The sequence below is a fragment of the Dietzia maris genome (genome assembly GCF_036287335.1).
GTDB lineage: Bacteria > Actinomycetota > Actinomycetes > Mycobacteriales > Mycobacteriaceae > Dietzia > Dietzia cinnamea.
In genome coordinates, this window is record NZ_CP143053.1 from 3,496,389 (window position 1) to 3,516,896 (window position 20,508).

General features: G+C 72.4%; 13 protein-coding genes and 1 tRNA gene. 5 read left to right on the plus strand and 9 right to left on the minus strand.

Annotation, left to right across the window (positions count from 1 at the left end):
* Positions 1–9 precede the first annotated feature (9 nt).
* Positions 10–1,389 carry a hypothetical protein gene (locus tag VYL96_RS16280; protein WP_131886267.1) on the minus strand — a complete coding sequence of 460 codons (1,380 nt, stop codon included), beginning with the start codon at positions 1,387–1,389 and terminating at the stop codon, positions 10–12.
* A 143-nt stretch (positions 1,390–1,532) separates the two neighbouring features.
* On the opposite strand from VYL96_RS16280, the gene fdh reads away from it, so the two are divergent.
* The 3 genes from fdh to nrfD are packed head-to-tail and all read left to right on the plus strand — an operon-like array spanning position 1,533 to position 6,910.
* The gene (fdh, locus tag VYL96_RS16285) at positions 1,533–4,850 is read left to right on the plus strand and encodes a formate dehydrogenase (RefSeq protein WP_407935066.1); all 3,318 of its coding nucleotides are present in this window, start codon (positions 1,533–1,535) and stop codon (positions 4,848–4,850) included.
* Positions 4,851–4,853: 3 nt separating this feature from the next.
* Positions 4,854–5,819 (plus strand): 4Fe-4S dicluster domain-containing protein, encoded by a 966-nt coding sequence (locus tag VYL96_RS16290; protein WP_131886265.1) that lies wholly within the window; start codon positions 4,854–4,856, stop codon positions 5,817–5,819.
* Entirely contained in the window at positions 5,819–6,910 is a 1,092-nt protein-coding gene (gene nrfD / locus VYL96_RS16295) for an NrfD/PsrC family molybdoenzyme membrane anchor subunit (RefSeq protein WP_243699767.1), read from the plus strand. Before VYL96_RS16290 ends, nrfD begins: the two co-directional genes overlap by 1 nt.
* A gap of 8 nt (positions 6,911–6,918) precedes the next feature.
* Here the strand turns inward: nrfD and selB are convergent, their stop codons facing one another.
* The 3 genes from selB to VYL96_RS16310 all read right to left on the minus strand — a co-directional run bounded on the left by selB (position 6,919) and on the right by VYL96_RS16310 (position 10,206).
* Positions 6,919–8,679 (minus strand): selenocysteine-specific translation elongation factor, encoded by a 1,761-nt coding sequence (selB, locus tag VYL96_RS16300; RefSeq protein WP_207913589.1) that lies wholly within the window; start codon positions 8,677–8,679, stop codon positions 6,919–6,921.
* Positions 8,679–9,941 carry an L-seryl-tRNA(Sec) selenium transferase gene (gene selA / locus VYL96_RS16305; protein WP_243699769.1) on the minus strand — a complete coding sequence of 421 codons (1,263 nt, stop codon included), beginning with the start codon at positions 9,939–9,941 and terminating at the stop codon, positions 8,679–8,681. The genes selB and selA overlap by 1 nt, the downstream gene beginning before the upstream one ends.
* Before the next feature lie 169 nt (positions 9,942–10,110).
* Positions 10,111–10,206, minus strand: a tRNA-Sec gene (locus VYL96_RS16310).
* 94 nt (positions 10,207–10,300) lie between these two features.
* Between VYL96_RS16310 and selD the strand changes: the two genes are divergently transcribed.
* Entirely contained in the window at positions 10,301–11,311 is a 1,011-nt protein-coding gene (gene selD, locus VYL96_RS16315) for a selenide, water dikinase SelD (protein WP_131886263.1), read from the plus strand.
* A gap of 33 nt (positions 11,312–11,344) precedes the next feature.
* Here the strand turns inward: selD and VYL96_RS16320 are convergent, their stop codons facing one another.
* Genes VYL96_RS16320 through VYL96_RS16335 form a run of 4 tightly spaced genes read right to left on the minus strand, consistent with a single transcriptional unit; the run spans position 11,345 to position 17,941 of the window.
* Positions 11,345–12,544, minus strand: a complete 1,200-nt coding sequence (locus VYL96_RS16320; protein WP_131886262.1) for an amidohydrolase — start codon at positions 12,542–12,544, stop codon at positions 11,345–11,347.
* Positions 12,516–14,399: a S9 family peptidase gene (locus VYL96_RS16325; RefSeq protein WP_131886261.1), complete on the minus strand. Its 1,884-nt coding sequence runs from the start codon at positions 14,397–14,399 to the stop codon at positions 12,516–12,518. Before VYL96_RS16325 ends, VYL96_RS16320 begins: the two co-directional genes overlap by 29 nt.
* The gene (locus tag VYL96_RS16330) at positions 14,392–17,061 is read right to left on the minus strand and encodes a glutamate-cysteine ligase family protein (protein ID WP_131886260.1); all 2,670 of its coding nucleotides are present in this window, start codon (positions 17,059–17,061) and stop codon (positions 14,392–14,394) included. Before VYL96_RS16330 ends, VYL96_RS16325 begins: the two co-directional genes overlap by 8 nt.
* A 58-nt stretch (positions 17,062–17,119) precedes the next feature.
* Entirely contained in the window at positions 17,120–17,941 is an 822-nt protein-coding gene (locus VYL96_RS16335) for a crotonase/enoyl-CoA hydratase family protein (RefSeq protein ID WP_063972761.1), read from the minus strand.
* A 214-nt stretch (positions 17,942–18,155) separates the two neighbouring features.
* On the opposite strand from VYL96_RS16335, the gene VYL96_RS16340 reads away from it, so the two are divergent.
* A complete protein-coding gene (locus VYL96_RS16340; protein WP_131886259.1) occupies positions 18,156–18,863 on the plus strand; it encodes a GntR family transcriptional regulator in 708 nt (235 codons plus the stop codon).
* 9 nt (positions 18,864–18,872) lie between these two features.
* Here the strand turns inward: VYL96_RS16340 and fadD5 are convergent, their stop codons facing one another.
* Positions 18,873–20,483, minus strand: coding sequence for a fatty-acid--CoA ligase FadD5 (gene fadD5, locus VYL96_RS16345; protein WP_083961753.1), 1,611 nt, complete (start codon positions 20,481–20,483; stop codon positions 18,873–18,875).
* Positions 20,484–20,508 lie beyond the last annotated feature (25 nt).

Consider the following 20,508-nt stretch of genomic DNA (forward strand, 5'->3'; position numbering starts at 1 on the left):
GCCCCTTGTCTACCCTCTCGACCGGTCATCCTCCACCTGCCGAGAGGACTCGGAGTCGCCGTCCGCGATGACGCCCCCGCGGTCCGGAGCCCCGTCGTCGTCGACCTCTCCGCGGCTTTCGCCGCCGGCGGCCGTGTCGACACCCGGATGCTCCCCGTGCCCCTGTTCGCCGTGGCCCTGTTCGCCGCGGCTCCGCTCGCCGTAGCTCCGCTCGCCGTGATGCTGCGTGTCATGGCCGCGGGCGTCGTCGTTGTCGTCGTCGTTGTCGTCGTCGTTGTCGTCGTCGTTGTCGTCGTCATGCTCGCGCTCGATCCGCTGCTGTTCCTGCTGCTCGTCCGGGTCGCCCTCACGGCTCTGGTAGCTGTCGAACATCTTGCGGCGCTCGTGCCACCGCAGGCTGTAGGTGGACTCGCGGACCACGTTCTCGTCGTCGAAGTTCGATCCCAGGGCGCCGGCGAAGGCACCCAGGCAGCTGGACAGCCACGCCAGATGGACGTAGTCGAGCAGGACCGCGGGTCGGTCGAGCTGCGTCGCGAGGTAGTCCGCGTCCATCACGGTGAGCGCCAGGACGAACATCGCCGCGAACAGACCGACGAACATGATGCCCACACCCGCCCCGACCGTGAGGACCGTGGCCGCGTTGTCCATCCGTCGGTTGCCGGGCGTGAAAGCGTCGTTCCGACGGGTCCAGAGTCCGTTGCGCAGGATGAGCCACAAAACGAGGGTGAGCACACCCATCATGCTGATGAGCAGCAGTCGGAGCGCGTGCAGCTCCACCGCGAGAGAAGCGATGCTGCCGTAGAAGATGCCGAAGGCACCGGAGCCCGCCCCGGCGGCCACGACACCGGACAGCGTCGTCACCATCCGGGTGGGTCGGTTGTTGTGCACCATGCCCGCGAGCAGGCGGGCCCGGTTGGCGAACCCGCGCCGGTGCGCCGGGGGCAGGTCGTCGGTGCCGGGCACGCCCAGTCCGTCTCGGTGGGTCCCCGAACGGACCAGCCGGAGCGCCAGCTCGCGGACCTTCGACCGCACGCGGAAGACCCCCAGCACCGGCACACACACCAGGGCGGCCGCGGTCGAGCCGCTGACGTCGTACAACACCGGCACGCCGTCGGGGTGGGTCGCCAGGTCCGTCAGATAGAGCACGAAGTCCCACCCGTGCTGCTGCAGCAGGCGGGGGGCGTGCTCGGTGAGCCGGATCTCCCCCTCCGGTCCGAGCGGGAGGGTCTCCTGGTCGACCTCCACCCGCCAGCGTCCACCGAGTTCACGGCCGAGGTCCTCGGCGAGGTCGTCCGCGATCGCCACCGCGACCCGGCGGGGCACTCCGGGGTCGGCCATGAGCCCTACGGTCGCGAACGCCCCGGAATCGGTCTGAGTCTGCTCGTCCACCCCACCATGATGCGGATCGGAGGCGTCCGCGTGACGGATCGGTCGCCCGCCCGCGCGCGACCGGGCGGGGCCGACGTCGATTCGCTTGCGGGGCCCGGGGGGCTCGCGTTACATGGGGCCCGTACGCGAGTACGGGAGGTGGCATGTCGGAGTCGGAGTACCAGCAGTCCGGGCCGGATCGGCCGCGGGGGTCCGGGCCCGAGCTGGCGAGGTACGGCTCGCCGCTCAACTGGCCCGTGTTGCGCCAGCTGGCCGGGTCCGACCTGCTCGGCCGCGGTAGCGCGACCCGTTCGCGCCGCTCACTGGAGATCACCCCTCGTACGAAGACGGCCGACAAGGTGGTCAAGAGCGTCTGCCCGTTCTGCGCGGTCGGGTGCGGCCAAGACGTCTACGTTTCCGACGGCGAGGTCGTCCAGATCGAGGGGGATGACGACAGCCCCATCTCGCGCGGCCGCCTGTGCCCAAAGGGATCCGCGAGCAAGCAGCTCGTGACCAACCCCGGGCGCATCACCACGGTCCTCCACCGCAAGCCGTACGCCACAGAGTGGGAGGAACTGGACCTCGAGACGGCGATGGACATGGTCGCCGAGCGCGTCCTGGCGTCGCGGGAAGAGTTCTGGGAGGACACGGACGACAAGGGCGACACGGTCCGGCGCACCCGCGGCTTAGCCAGCCTCGGCGGGGCGACGCTGGACAATGAGGAGAACTACCTCATGAAGAAGCTCTACACGGCGCTCGGCGCCATCGAGGTGGAGAACCAGGCCAGAATTTGACACTCCTCCACCGTTCCCGGTCTGGGAACCTCGTTCGGGCGTGGTGGTGCCACGAACTACCAGCAGGATCTGGCCAACGCTGACTGCATCGTCATCCAGGGCTCCAACATGGCCGAGGCCCACCCCGTGGGTTTCCAGTGGGTCATGGAGGCCAAGCGGCGCGGCGCGACCATCATCCACGTGGACCCGCGGTTCACGCGCACCAGCGCCCTCGCGGGCCTGCACGTGCCGATCCGCGCCGGCTCGGACATCGCGTTCCTCGGCGGGCTGATCAACCACGTCCTGACCACCGACTCCTACTTCCACGAGTACGTTCGTGCCTACACCAACGCGTCGACGATCATCGGCGAGGAGTTCCTCGACACCGAAGACCTGGCGGGCCTGTTCTCCGGGTTCGACAGCGGGGACCGGACGTACGACTTCGAGTCGTGGCAGTACGAGGGTCGCGGCAACGACATGCCGCACGAGAGCGGCTCGGGTCAGGACGACTCGGACGACGAGCCCGCGGAGGTCCCCGGCGCCGCCGGCGCCCGCGCTTCGGCGACCACCACCGACCCGAACGTGGACGAGACCCTCCAGCACCCGCGGTGCGTCTTCCAGATCCTCAAGCGGCACTTCAGTCGCTACACCCCGGAGATGGTCGAGCGCACCTGCGGCATCGCGACGGAGGACTTCCACCGCGTCGCCCGGGCGCTGACCGAGAACTCGGGGCGGGAACGCACGTCGGCGTTCTGCTACGCGGTCGGCTGGACCCAGCACACCGTGGGCGTGCAGTACATCCGCACGGCCGCGATCCTGCAGTTGCTGCTCGGCAACATCGGCCGGCCCGGCGGCGGCATCATGGCGCTGCGCGGGCACGCGAGCATCCAGGGCTCGACCGACATCCCCACCCTGTTCGACCTGCTGCCCGGCTACCTGCCCACTCCGGACGCGCACAGCCAGCCGGATCTGGACAGCTACATCGGCACCGACGACGAGGCGCAGGGCTTCTGGGGCAACATGCGCTCGTACATGGTCAGCCTGCTCAAGGCGTGGTGGGGAGACGCGGCCACCGAGGACAACGACTTCGCCTACGGCTATCTGCCCAAGCTCACGGGCAAGGCAGACTCGACCGCAACCGTGCAGCGTCAGGTCAACGAGGGCGGCGGCGGGTACTTCCTGGTGGGCGAGAACCCGGCGGTGGGTACCGCGAACGGGCGGATGCAGCGCGCCGGGTTGGCCAACCTCGACTGGCTGGTCGTCCGCGACCTGGTCATGATCGAGTCGGCCGACTTCTGGAAGAACGGGCCGGAGATCGAGACCGGCGAGATGCGCACCGAGGACATCGGCACCGAGGTGTTCTTCTTCCCCGCCGCCAATCACGTGGAGAAGAAGGGCACGTTCACCAACACGCAGCGGCTCCTGCAGTGGCGGCACCAGGCCGTCGAACCGCCGGGAGACGCGCGCAGCGAGCTGTGGTTCTACTACCACCTCGGGCGTCGCCTCAAGGAGAAGCTGGCCGACTCCACCGATCCGCGTGACCGGCCGCTGCTGGACCTGACGTGGGATTACCCCATGGAGCCGGGGACGGTGGACGAGCCGGACGCCGAGGCCGTGCTCGCCGAGATCAACGGCCGCGGCCCCGACGGCGAGCCGCTGTCCGCGTTCACGCAGCTCAAGCCGGACGGCTCGACGGCATGCGGCTGTTGGATCTACTGCGGCGTCTACGCCGACGGCGTGAACCAGGCCGCGCGGCGCAAGTCCCGGCACGAGCAGGGCCCCGTCGCGCCGGAGTGGGGTTGGGCCTGGCCGGCCAACCGCCGCATCCTGTACAACCGCGCCTCGGCGGACCCGGAGGGCCGTCCGTGGAGCGAGCGCAAGGCGTACGTCCGCTGGGACCCCGACGCGAACGACGGCGCCGGCCGGTGGGTGGGTGACGACGTGCCCGACTTCGAGGCCGACAAGTCGCCCGACTACACCCCGCCCGAGGGAGCGGTGGGTCCGGAGGCGATCGGCGGCGCGCAGCCGTTCATCATGCAGGACGACGGCATGGGCTGGCTCTACGCTCCCCGCGGGCTCGCCGACGGTCCGCTGCCCGCGCACTACGAGCCGCCGGAGTCGCCCGTGGCCAACCCGATCTATCCGGGCCGGGACGCCAACCCCGCCCGGTCGATCCGGCCGGGTCGATACAACGAGACGCAACCGGGTCACGGGGATCCGGGGACGGACGTGTTCCCGTTCGTCTTCACCACCTACCGCCTGACCGAGCACCACACGGCGGGGGCCATGAGCCGGACGCTGCCGTACCTGTCCGAGCTGCAGCCGGAGTTCTTCTGCGAGATCTCCCCGGAGCTCGCGCGGGAGCGGGGACTGGTCAACGGCGGGTGGGCCACGATCGTGACCGCCCGTTCCGCGATCGAGGCCCGCGTCCTGGTGACCCGCCGGATGACGCCGCTGCAGGTCGACGGCCGCACCCTCCACCAGATCGGGCTGCCCTACCACTGGGGCGGCAACGGCGTGAGCATCGGCGACCCGGCCAACGACCTGTTGCCGCAGCAACTCGACCCCAACGTGTCCATCCCCGCGACCAAGGCGACGAGCTGTGACATCGTCGCGGGACGTCGCCCGCGTGGCCCCGCGCTACTCGAGTTCGTCGAGGAGTACCGTCGCCGCGCCGGCGTGCCCACCGAACCGGGAACGGAGAGCTGAATCATGTCCGCCTTCCTGTCCGACCTCGGACGGTCCTTCTTCGGTGACATCGACCCGGCCGGGGACAACGGCTACTCGGATCCGCCGCCGCGCAAGGGCTTCTTCACCGACACGAGCGTGTGCATCGGGTGCAAGGCCTGCGAGGTGGCGTGCAAGGAGTGGAACCTCATCCCCGAGGACGGCATCGAGCTGTCGGGGATGAGTTATGACAACACGCAGGCGCTGGGGGCGTCGACGTGGCGGCACGTCGCGTTCATCGAGCAGGAGGTGCCCGCGCGGGTGGCGGACGCGTCCGTCGCGCCGGCGCCGAGCGCGCCCGTCGACCTGGGCATGCCGGCGCCGACCCTGCCCGGTGACTCCCCCGACGCCGGCGAGCCCACCGACTTCCGCTGGCTCATGGAGTCGGACGTGTGCAAGCACTGCACCCACGCGGCGTGCGTGGACGTGTGCCCGACCGGCGCGCTCATGCACACCGAGTTCGGCACGGTCGTGGTGCAGAGCGACATCTGCAACGGGTGCGGGTACTGCGTGAGCGCGTGCCCGTACGGCGTGATCGAGCGGCGCTCGGGTCCGGCTGGCGATCCGGCGGTGGGCATCGCGCAGAAGTGCACGCTCTGCTACGACCGGCTCACCGAGGGGCAGACCCCGGCGTGCGCCAAGGCGTGCCCCACCGACTCGATCCAGTTCGGCGATCTCGACGAGCTCCGCGAGCGCGCGGCCGGTCGACTGGACCAGCTGGTCGAGGCCGGCGAGCCCAACGCCCAGCTGTACGGCCACGACTCCCGCAACGGCGTCGGCGGCACGGGCGCGTTCTTCCTCCTGCTCGACGACCCCGAGGTCTACGGGCTGCCGCCGGATCCCGTGGTGACCACGCGGCACGTGGGGGCGATGTGGCGCCAGGCCGCGCTCGCCGCGGTGACCCTGCTGGGCGGGGCCGTGGCGGCGTTCGCCGCGGGGGGACGGTCCTGATGGCCGTCGACGGTGGGAACCGCGCCGAGCACGACGACGACAAGGCGGGCATTCCCGGGGGCCCGGGGCAGACCACCCGGACCCGCCGGAAGGGCCGGGGCGGCCGCGAGCAGGCCATGGTGCCCCCCGCGGAGTTCCGTTCGTACTACGGCAAACCGATCGTCAAGGCTCCGCCGTGGAAGTACGACATCGCGGCGTATCTCTTCCTCGGCGGGCTGGCCGGTGGCTCGTCACTCCTCGCGGCCGGTGCGGACCTGGCCGGACTGCCCAATCAGCGCCGCTCGGCGCGGATCGTCGCGCTCGGCGGGATCACCGGCAGCCTGTACTACCTGGTCCACGACCTGGGGCGCCCGGAGCGGTTCCACCACATGCTGCGGGTGCTCAAGCTGACGTCGCCGATGAGCGTGGGCACCTGGATCCTCTCCGCGTACGGGCCGTTCGCGGGCCTGGCGCTGGGTGAGGAGATCGTGCCGCTGCTGCCGGCGAAGCTCGCCCGGCGGCTGCCCACCGAGCTCATCAGCCGGGCGTCGCGGCCCGCCGGCCTCGTCGCGGCGCTCGTCGCCCCGGCGGTCGCGTCGTACACGGCGGTGCTGCTCACCGACACGTCCCTGCCGAGTTGGAGCGCGGCGCGCCGAGAGCTGCCGTTCGTCTTTGTCGGCAGTGCCGCGGCCGCGTCCGGCGGGGCGGGCCTGTTGCTCACTCCGCTCGAGGAGACCGGTCCCGCCCGTCGGCTGGCGGTGGGCGGTGCCGCTCTCGAACTGACCGCCGACCAGATCATGCAGCGGTCCATGGGCATCACCGCCGAGCCCCTGCACGAGGGCCGGGCCGGGAAGTACCACCGGGCGGCGCAGGTCCTCACCGGCGCCGGCGCGGTGGGCACGGTCCTCGGTCGGCGTAGTCGGCTGCTGTCCGCGGTGTCCGGGCTGGCGATGGCGGCCGGGTCGGCGTGCACGCGGTGGGCGGTGTTCCACGCCGGCATGGCCTCGGCGGAGGACCCGAAGTACGTGGTGGTCCCCCAGCGTGAGCGCCGCGACGCCCGCGGCGGCGGCGAGGCCTACGCGGAGCAGGTGGGCGACGACCGCGCCCGCTGACGACCCGTTCAGGTGACGACGTGGCCGTCGTCGCCCTCGCGGCGGGTGAGCCCGCGCGCGGCGAGCGCCTCGAGCAGCGGCATCACCACACGCCGCGACGAGCCCAGGTGGGTCCGGGCCGTGCTCGGGGTGAACGGCTGCGGCAGCTGGCGCAGTCGGCGCACCGCCTCGTCGTAGACGTCCGGGCCCAACCAGACGCCGGGACCCAGCCCGGTCAGCAGTCCGGCGCGCTCGCACGCGGCCAGCTCGCGCGGCCCGAGGCCCAGCTCGGCGAGCTCGTCGGCGGTGGGCGCGTCGAACGGGGCGGCCCGCAGCCGCTCGGCCACCTGCTCCGCGGCGGACCGAACCTTCTCCGGTAGCGCAGTCGCGCCGGCCGTCACCCGACCGCCCTCCGTCCGCAGCGACGCGGCGGCGGGCTGCGCGAGCACCGCCTCCAGAAGAGCGGCATCCGGCAGGTCGAGGGCGCGACGCGCGGCCTCCGTGGGCAGTCCGGGATCGAGGGGGTCGTCGCGATCGTGCACGCGGACGGCCTCGACCAGGCGTCCGGCCAAGGCGGCCGCCCACTCCGGGTCGATGAGCCACCCGCGGTACGCCCCACCGACGGGTGGGGCGGACACGCCCCACGCCCGCAGGTCGTCGACGTGCGCGACGCCCCGACGACGCAGCTCCGACTCCAACTCCGGCGACTCGGGCGCCTGCGCGAGCTCGTCCGCCCGCCGGCGGGCGGCGCCGCGGCGACGCAGTTCCGGCGGCGCGGGATCGAGGACGACGGCACCCGAGGGGATCCGGTCCGCGCCCGGTTCACGCAGGATGAGGCGGTCCCCGATCCGCATGGGCAGCGGCGCGGAGATCGTCAGCCGCGCGTGGCGCTCGTCGAGGGGCCGGACGCGGGCGGCCACCGCCGCGGAGCCGAGATGCACCATGATCTGCTCGGGCAGCGCGTCGGTCCGCCCGTCGACCCGCACGTCGACCGTGTCGACCGCCCGCCAGCGGCCCGGCGCGACCAGGGTGCTGCCCCGCGGGACGTCGTCGGCGGCGACCCCGCGGAGGTTCACGGCCACCCGCGCCACCGCGGTCACCTCGTCCCGCGTGTGCCCGAGCGACTGTAGGCCGCGCACGGTGACGCGCGGACCCGACGGACCGAGTTCGAGCGAGTCCCCCACGCGGATCGTGCCGGCGGGCAGGGTCCCGGTGACGACCGTGCCTGCGCCGCCGATCGTGAACGAGCGGTCCACCCACAGGCGCACGTCGGCGTCGGGGTCGGGCCGGGGCAAGAGCGAGCCGAGCTCGGCCAACTCGGCGCGCAGTCGGTCCATGCCCTCGCCGGTGACCGCGGAGACGCACACGGCCGGGATGTCGGCGAGCGGGGTGCCGGCGAGCGCCTCGCGGGCCTCCGCCAACGCGAGCTCCGGCTCCAGCAGGTCACTGCGGGTGATCACCAGGATCCCGTGCCGCACCCGCAGGGCCGCGAGGGCGTCGAGGTGCTCGGCGGACTGCGGCATCCAGCCGTCGTCGGCCGCCACGACGAACATCACCGCCGGCACCGGCCCCACTCCGGCGAGCATGTTCGGGACGAACCGCCGGTGCCCGGGGACGTCGACGAACGCGACGGTCCGGCCGTCGTCGAGGGTGGTCGAGGCGTAGCCGAGGTCGATCGTCAGTCCGCGGCGCCGTTCCTCGTCCCACCGGTCGGGCTCCTCGCCCGTCAGCGCGCGGACGAGCGTCGACTTGCCGTGATCGACGTGCCCGGCGGTGGCCACGACGAACATCAGGCGAGCGCCCACGCGCGGAGCACGAGCGCAGCGAGCTCGTCGTCGTCCCCCGGAGGCAACGCCCGCAGATCCAGGAGGCACCGGCCCTCGGTGACCCGCCCCAGAACGGCGGGGCGGCCGGCGCGCAGCGCGTCGGCGAAGGACTCCGGCAGGGACACGGCCGCGCTAGGGAGTTCGACGCCCGGTGCACCGCCGCCGCCGACGGCCGCGACCGACCGCACCGCCCGTGCGTCGACCCCGGCCTCGTGCAGACGGCCGGCGATGCGCTCGGCGCGCGACATGAGCTCGACGGGGTCCGCCTCGAGCCCCGCCACGACGGGCGGGCGAGGCCCCCGCAGCGTCGCCTCGAGCGCCGCGAGGGTGAGCTTGTCGACCCGCAGCGCGCGGGCGAGCGGGTGGCGGCGCAGGCGGTGGACGAGCTCGGCGTCACCGGCCAGGACCCCGGCCTGCGGGCCGCCGAGCAGCTTGTCGCCGCTCGAGGTGACGAGGTCCGCACCCGCGGCGAGGGTGGTGGTCATGTCCGGCTCGTCGGGGAGCGCGGGATGCGGCGTCAGCAGGCCCGAGCCGATGTCGACGACCAGCGGCACACCGAGACCGCGGAGGTCGGCGGGCGGGACGGACGAGGTGAAGCCGCTCACCACGAAGTTCGACGGGTGCACTTTGAGGATGAACGCGGTGGTGTCGTCGATGGCGCGGGCGTAGTCCTCGGCGTTGACGCGATTGGTCGTGCCGACCTCCCGCAGGCGCGTGCCCGTGGACTCGAGCAGCTCGGGCAGGCGGAAGCCGTCGCCGATCTCGACCATCTCGCCGCGCGCGATGACGACCGTGCGCCCCGGTCCGCCGAGCGCCGTGACGGCCAGCGCGAGGGCGGCCGCACCGTTGTTCACCACGTGCACGTCCCCGGCCGTCGGGACCGCCGCGCGCAGGGCGTCCAGCGCTCCGCGGCCCCGCCTGCCGCGGCGTCCCGTCGCCAGGTCCAGCTCCACGTCGTTGGTCCCCGCCGCCTCGGCGAGCGCCCGCACCGCGGCCTCCGACAGGGGTGCGCGGCCGAGGTTGGTGTGCAGGAGCACGCCGCTGGCGTTGAGGACCCGCGTCAGGGTCACCGCCGCGGTGGGCAGGGCCGCGATGACGGCGTCGACGATGTCGTCCGGGTCGAGGTCACCGGCACGGGCATCCTGCTGCGCGCGCCGGATCTCGGCCTTGACCAGCTCACGGCCCAGCTCGGTGACGGCGGCGGCGAGCCGCGGGTCGCGGAGCAGGACGTCGGTGGACGGGATACGTCGGCGCGGATCGTCGGCGGTCGCCGGGGCCTGCACCGAACGCGCGACGTCGGCCGGGGCCGGCGCCGAGCGTGGATCGTCGGCGGCGATCCGCGTGGGCCCCGCGGGCGGCTGCTCGGCGATCGTCGCTCCCCTTTACGAACGGTTGTGGCGGAGGCGGACGGGAATCGAACCCGCCTGACCGAGATACTCGGCCACGTCGGTTTTGAAGACCGCGGGGACCACCAGGTGCCCGGACGCCTCCCTGCCACCACGAGGGTAGGCGTTCCGCGGCGGACGTGCCCGTCGATCCTCGTGCGTGGGTGCCCACCGGCCGCCCGCGTGGCTAGGGTCGGGGCATGACCACCGATCCCGCATCTCCCCTCGCCCGGCTGACCTCGTACGCGCATGGTGGCGGATGCGCCTGCAAGATCCCGCCGGGCGCCCTGGAGAACGTCGTCTCCGGGCTCGTCGGCGCCCCGGTCCGAGACCCGGCGGCCGAGCTCATCGTGGGTCTGGACGACGGCGACGACGCCGCGGCGGTCCGGATCTCCGGCGGCGTCGCGGTGATCAGTACGGCTGACTTCTTCACGCCCGTCGTGGACGACCCGTACGACTGGGGCCGGATCGCGGCCGCCAACGCGTTGTCCGATGTCTACGCGATGGGCGGCACCCCGATCGTGGCCATCAACCTGCTGTGCTGGCCGATGGACGTGCTGCCGTACGAGATGGCCGGCGAGGTGCTGCGCGGTGCCCAGGACATCGCGGGAGCGGCCGGGTGCCACGTGGCCGGCGGGCACAGTGTTGACGACCCGGAGCCCAAGTACGGCATGGCCGTCACCGGGACCGCGGATCCGGACCGACTGCTGCGCAACGACGCCGGGCGCGCCGGGGTGCCGCTGTCGCTGACCAAGCCGCTGGGGATCGGCGTGCTCAACAGCCGGCACAAGAACACCGGCGCGGTGAGCGCGGAGGCGATCGAGACGATGACCCGCCTCAACGACGTCGCCTCGCGACAGGCGCTGGCCGCGGGCGTCGAGTGCGCAACCGACGTCACCGGGTTCGGGCTGCTCGGCCACCTCTACAAGATGGCCCGGGCCAGCGGCGTCTCGGCGGTGATCGACTCGGCCGCCGTGCCCTACCTCAAGGGGGCCCGCCAGGCACTCGCCGACGGGTTCGTCAGCGGCGGGACGCGCCGCAACCTCGACTGGGTGCGTCCGCACCTCGACGCGGGGGTGGGCGAGGACGAACTGCTGCTGCTCGCCGACGCCCAGACCTCCGGCGGCCTGCTGGTGGCCGGCGAGATCCCGGGCGCTCCGGTGATCGGCGAGCTCGTCCCCGCCGGCGACGCGGCCATCACCGTCCGCTGACGCGGCGGCGGACCCGGCCCCGGCCGGGTTCGGTCAGGCGTCGCGGTCGAGGCGGGCGAACTCGTTGAAGATGCGCGCGCCGTGGAGCAGCGCCCGCTCGTCGAGCACGAAGCCCGGGTGATGCAGGTCCGTCTCGTCCCCCTCGCCGTCCCAGACGCCCAGCCGCAGGTACACGCCCGGGATCTCCTCGGTATACCAGGCGAAGTCCTCGCCGCCGCTGGACTGGTCGGCCGTACCCACGCCCTCGGGACCGAGCACCGCCTCCACGGCACGGGCGGCGAGCTCAGCGCACTCGTCGTCGTTGACCACGGGCGGGACGCCCTGCACGTACTCCACCTCGGCCCGCACGCCGTACAGCGCGGCCAGGTGCTCGATCGCGTCGCGGACGAGCGGTTCGGCGGTGGCCCACACGTCGCGGTCGGCGCTGCGGAGCGTGCCCCACAGTTCGCCCGAGTCCGGGATGACGTTCGGCGCCGAACCGCCGGCCTTGATCGACCCCCACGTCAGGACCGTGCCGGAGCGGGGATCGATACGCCGGTCGACCACGCCGTTCAGACCCAGGACGATCTCTGCGAGCGCGTGGACGGTGTCCTGCGTCTCGTGCGGCCGCGCCGTGTGACCGCCGGCCGAGTGGACGTGCACGCCGATCTTGGCGTTAGACGAGGTGATGGGCCCGCCGGTCACCCCGACCTCGCCGACGCGGCGGTGGGGGTCGCAGTGCAGCGCGATGATCCGGTCGACGCCCTCGACCACGCCCTCCTCGACGCAGGTCTTGGCGCCACCGGGCATGGTCTCCTCGGCGGGCTGGAAGATGAGGCGGACCGGGCGCGGCGGCGGGTCGGCGACCAGCATCTCGGCCGCACCGAGCAGCATCGCGGTGTGCCCGTCGTGGCCGCAGGTGTGGCTCACGCCCTCGACCTCGGACGAGAACGACTCCCCCGACTCCTCGGACATCGGCAACGCGTCGATGTCGGCGCGGAGCGCGACGACGTCCTTAGCGGTGGCGCCGTCGGCCGCCGGCACGTCACACCACAGGCCCGTGCCCAGCTCGAACTCGCGCGGCTTCAGCCCCATCCCGCGGAGCTGCTCGGCGATGTAGGCCGTGGTCTCGGACTCCTCGAACGACAGCTCGGGGTGCGCGTGGATGTGGCGCCGCCACTGCACCAGGCGCTCCTCGAGACCGCTCGGGTCCTGATTCTCGGTCTTACTCTCGGTCTTTCCGCGTCCGAACATCGAACACCTCCTGACAGAACTGGACCACCCGGTCGCCGAGCAGCTGCCGGTTGGCCAATTTCACGAATTCATGACCCTCGTCCTCGAAGATCAGCACGTCCACCGGTACGTCCCTGCGTCGCAGCGCCTCGGCCGCCTGCTCGCTCTCGCTGGGCGGGACGTTGGTGTCGTTCGCGCCGTGGACGAACAGCATCGGCACGTCCACCCGATGGAACCGGCGCAGGGGCGAGACCTCCTTGAGCAACTCCTGCTCCTGGAGGGGATTGCCGTACTTGGGGTAGGCGGCCGCCGCGACCCACGGTTCGGTGTCGCGGTAGAAGGTCCGCATATCGCTCATCCCGCACGCCGCGATGCCGCCGCACCAGCGACCGGCGTGCCGGACGAGCGTGGCGTTGACGAGGTACCCGCCGTAGGACCGTCCCGCGACCACGGCGCGGTCCGGGTCGGCGATGCCCTCGTCGACGAGGTGCAGCAGCGCGTCCTCGACGTCGTCGATGGCGGCGAACCGCCCGTACCTGTCGTCGGCGTGGCTGAAGAAGCGCCCGAATCCGGTCGAGCCTCGGACGTTGGGGGCGAAGCACGTCACCCCGATGTCGAGGAGCCGCCGGGCGACGTCGTTGTACCCCGGACGCGACTGCCCCTCCGGTCCGCCGTGCAGGTACACCACGGTGGGCGCGGGCTCACCCTCCGGCGCGGCGCGGTATAGCCAGCCGCTCAGCTCGAGGCCGTCGCGGGCGGTGAACGTCACCAGCTCGGGGGCCGGGTCCGGCTTGTGCGGGCCACGGCCGGTCCACCGGCAGCGCTCGACGTCGTACATCACCACCCGGGGCGGCTCGTCGAGGCTCTCGACCGTCACCGCGAGCAGCCGACCGTCCGCGGTGATGGTGGGCGACGTGGCCACCACGTCGGGCAGGGGTGGCCGGGCGATGACGCGCGGCCGGTCGGACGCGATGTCCAGGACCTCCAGCTCGGAGAGCCCCCCGCGGACGTTCCACAGCAGGACGGCGGTCGACCGGTCCAGACTCACCTCGACGGTGTCGAGGTCGGCGTCGTCGCGGTAGGCGAGCGGCCACGACTCGGTGCCGTCCTCGCCGGCCTCCACCGCGAGCAGGCCGGTCCGCTCGGCGGAGTGGTCGCTGCGGACCACCATGCGCATCGGCCGATCCGGCCCGCCGGCGTCGAGGATGACCCCGGCGTCGGTCGTGGCCCCGGTGTCGACGGGCAGCAGCGGCCACCACCGGCCGTCGGGGACGATCCGCAGCAGCTCGCGGATGCCGCGGGCACCCACCCGGAACAGCGCCGCCCCGTCGCGGGCGTGGACGAGCGCGCCGCCCATCCGGCGGTCCACGACCGTGCTCTCCCCCGACTCCGGGTCGACGAGTCGTCCCTCGGCGACGCCCTCGGAGTCGAACGCCGTCACGGCGAGCAGCTCGCCGTCCCAGCACACGATCTGCACGGTCGCGTCGCCCCATGTGTCCACGGCGTACGCGCTGTGGTCCTCCGGGTCCGTGGTGACCAGGAAGATGCGCTCGCGCTCACCACCGTCCGGCGCGACCTCGCAGGCGAGCCACTTGCCGTTGGGCGAGTACGCGACCTTGCGGACGGGGCCGTCGATGGGCAGGACGACGTCGCGCTCCGGGCCGGCACCGTCCAGCCCGCCCGGCCCGAGCGGCCGCTGCACCGCCCGCGGGTAGCCGGTCCGTTCGGTGACCACGAACGCCAGCATCGACCCGTCGGGCGACAGGCACGGCGACGACGTGTGCCGGATGTACTCCGGGCCGCCGACCGCGTCCTCGGGCGACCCGGCGACGTCCAGTGACTCTCTCTCCTCTGTGACCTCGGTGATGTCAGGCACGGTGGATCCAGGTGTCCTTCCCGCCCCCTCCGCTGGAGGCGTTGACGACCATGGTGCCCGCGGGCGCGACGCGTGTCATGGCGACCGGCGGGGCCTCGGCGACGATCTGCCCGGCCGCGTCGCGGCTGAGCATCACGAACGCCCGCATGTCCACGTGGCGACGCTGCAGTTCGTGCCCGTCGAACGTCGGCAGCGTGGACAGCGACTGCACCTCCTGCGCCACGAACCGCGAACCGTCGCGGCGCAGTTCGTCGCGCCGCTCGTCGAGCTCCCGCGGCGAGCACTCCGGGCCCACCGTGATGCCGGACCCGCCGTAGCCGTCGATGGGCTTGACCACCAGCTCGCCGAGCCGGTCCAGCACCTCGCGCCGCTGCTCGGGGTCCGAGCACAGGTAGGTGTCGACCTGGCCGATCAGCGGCTTCTCGCCCAGGTAGAAGTCGATGATCTGCGGGACCCGCGCGTAGATGGCCTTGTCGTCGGCCGCCCCGTTGCCCGGCGCGTTCACCACGGCCACGGCCCCCTCGGCCATTGCGCCGAGCAGCCCACGCCGCAGGCGCACACCGTCCGCGCCGTCCGACGAGAGGAGCATCTCCTCGTCCATACGGACGTAGAGGACGTCGATGGGGTGGCGGCCCTCGTCGTCGTCGCCATAGACCTTCCCGTCCGCACACACCAGGCGATCGGGGGTCACCACCACGGCGTCCACCGCCTCGGCGGCGTGGATGAGGTCGAAGGCCTCCAGCTCGTCCTCGGCGACCACCACGGCGATCCGCGGATCGTCCACGCCCTCCGGCGCGGCCGCGCGCAACGTCCTCCCCAGCAGCTCCAGACCGGCGCGCGGGTCGTGCACCTCGGAGCGCGCGCCGAACTCGGGATACCCCTCGGCGATCCGGTCGCGCAGCGCGACGGCCATGGCCAAGCCGCCCGGCATGCGCAGGTTGTCCTCGAGCACGATCCACTCGCCCGGCCCCGTCGAGACCAGGTCGGCGCCACACACCGGGGCGTGCAGCACGCCCTCCGGCACCGCGCGGCCGGTCGGCCGGAAACCGGGCGCCCGCTCGAGCGCGTCGGGCGGCACGATCCCCGCGCGCGTGATCTCGCTCGGGCCGTAGATGTCCTGGAGGAACATCTCCATCGCGCGGGCGCGCTGCTCGAGCCCCGCGGAGATGCGGCTCCACTGGTCGGCGGGCACGATGCGCGGCACGGCGTCCAGCGGGAAGACCTGCGGCTCGTCGTAGCCGTACACCTTGAGCGTGATGCCGAGGTCGCGCAGGCGGTCGTCGACGCCGGCCTTGCGGTCGCGCAGGGTCTCGGGGCCGAGGTCGGAGACGGCCTTGAGCACCTCCACGTACTCGGGTCGCGGCGCGCCGTCGGCGGTGATCGCCTCGTCGTGGACGTCCTCGGTGACGGCCTCGCCGAGCGGCGAGTACGCGGACAGCATGGAGCGCATGCCACGGTCGTCGGAGACGGCACGCGGCCGCAGCCGGCCCGAGGTCTCGGCGAGCAGCACGGAGACCACGTCGCCGCGGCGACCGCGCCGCCGGTGCGCGGCGCGCTGCCGGGCGGCCGAGGTGCCTGTCGCGCGGACCCCGTCGAGGAGATCGCGCACGAGGTCGGCCTCACCGGTGGCCTCGATGTGCGACTCGAGGTCGGCGACCAGGTCCACGAGCACCTCGGTGGCGGGCCGGGGCGTCCCGGTGACCACGTCCACGAGGTCACCCTCGAGGCCGGACCGCGCCGCGCGCCAGAACGCCGCGTCCAGCACGGCCGGGGAGGGGTCGTCCCAGGGGCTCTCACCGTCGGCGCGCTCGGCCAGGAGGGTGTCGACGACCGCGCGGAACAGAGCGGCGACGACGACGAGGGTGTCCACCGTGCTACAGGAGTCGCACGCCCGGAATTCGACCCCGGCGCCGTCCCGGGACGGGCGGATGTCGATCTCGAGCGCCTCCCGGCCCGGCACGACACCGGTGCCGACGAGTTCGTCCTCGGCCGCGAGCAGGCCCTCGGCGGTGTCGGTGGCGAACGCGGTGACGTGGGCGGGCGACCAGCGGGCCTCGAAGGTGCGGGTGGATGCGTAGCCGGAGTCGGTGCCGTCGGCCCAGTAGGGCGAACTCGCGCTCATGGCCAGCAGCGTGGGGGCCACCGCGACCGCCCGCCGCGCGACGTACTGGGCCTCGTCGGCGTCGGCGACCTCGACCACCACGGAGAAGCGGGCGGCCGCGCGCGTCTGCGCCTCCCGGCCGGGGCCGGGGTGGAAGTCGCCGGGGCCCGGGTCGAACTCGACACCCGGAGAGGCGAGCGAGCCCGCGGCCACGATCCCCGCGTGTGACGTCTCCGCGGCCTCGCCGAGGGTCCGGCGGTTGCGTCGGATCGCCTCGGCGAGGTCCTCGAGCCGCGTGTGGGCGCCCGCATCGGACACCAGGAGCGCTCCGTGGTGTGCGGACGACACGGGGCTCGCGCCACCGTCAGCGGTGCCGGCGCTGTCAGCGGTGCCGGCGCTGTCGGCGGTGCCGGCGGAGTCGGCGCTGTCGTCGCCGGCGGGGTCGGTGCTGTCGGCGAGGGTGGCGAGCACCTCGGGCGCGCGGCGCACCGGTCGTCGGGTCCGGAGGTCGACGAGGTGGAGTTCCTCCTCGACCCTGATCCATCGTTGTCGGTCTGGCATGAGCCCAGACGTTAGGACGTGGGGTGGGCGCCCGCATCCGGTCGCGGGCCCGTCCCGGTCAGCGCGCCTTCCACACGGGGGCCCGCTTCTCGGCGAACGCGCGCGGCCCCTCGGCGGCGTCCTCCGAGGTCATGACCGTGATCATCTCGGTGTCGTTGACCGTCCACCTGTACGCCTCCGAGGGCCGCGCCCCGTCGGTGATACCGAGCGCGACGCGCTTGGTGCCCTGCACGGCCAGCGGGGCGTTGGCGGCGATCACCGCGGCCAGCTCGAGCGCCTCGTCGAGCAGGCGGTCGGCGGGCACGACGCGGTTGACCAGGTGGAGATCGAGGGCGCGGTCGGCGGAGATCGGCTCGCCGGTGAGAAGCATCTCCATGGCCACCCGGTGCGGCAGCTGGGCGGGCAGTCGGAACGCGCCGCCGGCGGCGGCGATGAGCCCGCGCTTGACCTCGGGCAGGCCGAAGACGGCGTGCTCGGCGGCCACCACGAGGTCGCAGGCCAACGCGATCTCGCAGCCCCCGCCCAGGGCGGTGCCGTTGACGGCGGCGATCACCGGGACCGACACGTACTGCTGCATCATCCCGGCAAAGCCCCACTCGCGGTTCTCGGCGGGGAAGATGTCCTCGCCGCGGGCGATGGCCTTGAGGTCCGCGCCCGCGCAGAACGACTGCTCGCCCGCGCCGGTGATGACCACCGCCCGGACCTCCGGGTCGGTGTCGGCCTCGTTTAGTGCACGCCCGAGCAGGGTGCTCATCTCTCCGTTGACGGCATTGCGGGCCTCGGGACGGTCGAGGATCGCGAGCAGCACGTGGTCGCGACGCTCGGTGCGGACGGCGGGGCGGATCTCGGGGTGGACGGCGGGGCCGGCGGAGTCGGTCATGCACCCAGTCTCACCCGGCCGGATCGTGCGTGGTGAAAATTCCCCGGTCGTCGGTGCGATCACTCCGCGGGTCCGGCGATCACCGATGTTTCACGTGAATCACTGCCGTGCCACGAGCGCATCGTCGGGTCGGGCGGGTACTGTGACACGCTACGGATATATCTGATTTGCGCTGCGGCCGCCCCGTGGCGAGCGCTTCGTATCGGGAAGTGAGGTGGCGGACTTGGCCCCCACGCGACTCGCTCAGCGTCCACAGCTGTCGGAGGAGGTCGCCGATCACGTCCGGACCCTCATCATGAGTGGCGAGCTCCGACCCGGCGACTTCATCCGGCTCGATGAGACGGCTGCAACACTCGGGGTCAGCGTCACCCCTGTTCGCGAGGCGCTGCTGACTCTGCGGGGCGAGGGACTGGTCGATCTCGTCCCCCGGCGCGGCTATCTGGTGTCTCCGATGAGCCGACAGGACGTGCAGGACATCTTCTGGCTCCAGGCCGAACTGTCCAAGCGCATCGTCGACCGTGCCATCGCCGGGTTCGACGCCGATGCCCTGGAGCGTCACGCCCGGCTCGTGGACGATTTCGAGTCGGCCGCCTCGTCAGACGACGCGAACGGGGTGGTTCGCGCCCAGTACGCGATCCACCGCTCGATCAATCGCGCGTCGCGGTCGGACAAACTGGCCCGCTTCCTCTCCAATGCCGCCCGTTACATGCCGTACCGGCTGTACGCGGAGGATCGGCAGTGGCGGGACGCCGCCCTCGCCGAAAACCGCCGCATGCTCGAGGCACTACGCGCGGGCGACACGGCCACGGCCCACGAGGTGATCGACTCGGAGTTCGACAGGGGCGCCCGCCTGCTCGTGGACCATCTCGAGCGGGCGGGCGTGTGGGACGAGTCGAGGGGCGGGGACTCCGCGGACGCCTGAACCCTCCGGTCAGACGCCCACGGTGCCGTGCTCGGCGCGGAGCGCGCCCTTGACCACCTTGCCGCTGGCGTTGCGCGGCAATTCGTCCACGTGCACCAGATGCTTGGGCAGCTTGAAGCCGGCGAGCTTGTCCCGCAGCCACTCGGTGAGCTCCTCCAGGCTGATGTCGACGGCGTCGTCCTGCTCGTTCAGCGCGACCACCGCCACGGGAACCTCGCCCCACTTCTCGTCCTTGCGTCCGATCACCGCGACCTCTCGGATCCGCGGATGGCCGGCGATGACGTTCTCCACCTCCGCGCAGTAGATGTTCTCACCACCGGAGATGATCATGTCCTTCTTGCGGTCGACCACGTAGACGAAACCCTCCTCGTCCATCCGCACCAGGTCCCCGGAGTGGAACCAGCCGCCCTCGAAGGCGTCCGCGGTCTCCTTCGGCTTGTTCCAGTACCCGGACATGGTGGTCGGACCGCGGTAGACGATCTCCCCCACCTCGCCGGGCCCCACCGGCTCACCGAACGGGTCGATCACCCTGGCCTGGAGGGTGGGGATGACCTTGCCCACCGAGCCCAGTTTGCGGATCGCGTCGTCGCCGTCGAGGGCGCACGTGATGGGACTCATCTCGGTCTGACCGAACACCGCGCAGTTCAACGCGTCCGGGAACGTCTCCGCCATGGCCCGCAGGATGGTGTCCGTCGAGGGGGCCGCCCCCCACGAGATGTTGCGCAACACCAGGCTCCGCGGCCGGGCCCGCTGTTCGGCGCAGACGGCCTGCCACTGCACGGGCACGAGGAAGACACTCGTGATGCGTTCGGCCTCGAGGGTGTCCAGGACCGCCGCGGGGTCGAAGGCCTGCAAGGGGTGGACGACCGTCACACCGCCGAGCTGCAGGCTGGGGGCGATCGCTCCGAGCGCCGCGATGTGGAACATCGGCGCTGCGCACAGGGAACGCCCTTCCTCGTCGAAGAGGCGGAACACCCGGATGCAGGTCAGTGACTGGGCGGTGAGGTTCTCGTAGGAGAGCATCGCCCCCTTGGGCCGGCCCGTGGTGCCGGACGTGTACATGATGAGGGCGGTCGAGTCCTCGGGGACGTCCACCGGATCATGCCTCGCACCCTCCTCCGCGAGCGCGTCGGCATACGTGGTCTGGTCTTCCGCAGCGGACTCGCCGCCGATGACGATGTGCTCCCCCGGCTCCTCGCCCTGGGTGCGGATCGCGCCCACGAGCGGGGCGAGCACCGCGTCGGTGATGACGACCTTCGGCGCGCAGTCACTGACCAGGTAGGCGAGCTCGCCCGGGGTGAGTCGGAAATTCACCGGCACCGCGATCGCACCCAGTTCGTTGATCCCGAGAATGGCTTCGACGAACTCGGGGTTATTGAGGGTGATGAGCATGACCCGATCGCCCCTGCCCACGCCGCGGCGGGCCAACGCGTCGGCGAAGCGGCCACTGCGCTCGTGCAGCTGCCTCCATGTGGTGGCCTGGCCGAGAAACCGCAACGCTTCGGCGTCCGGCTTCATCTCGGCATGGGTGGCGACCCACGTGTTCCAGGTGTTGCGGCGTGCGGCATGGAGTTCGGCGATGGGATCCGTTGTGGTGGGGTCCGCGACAGTGGTCATCATCTCGACCTTTCTGAGGGGTGAGGGA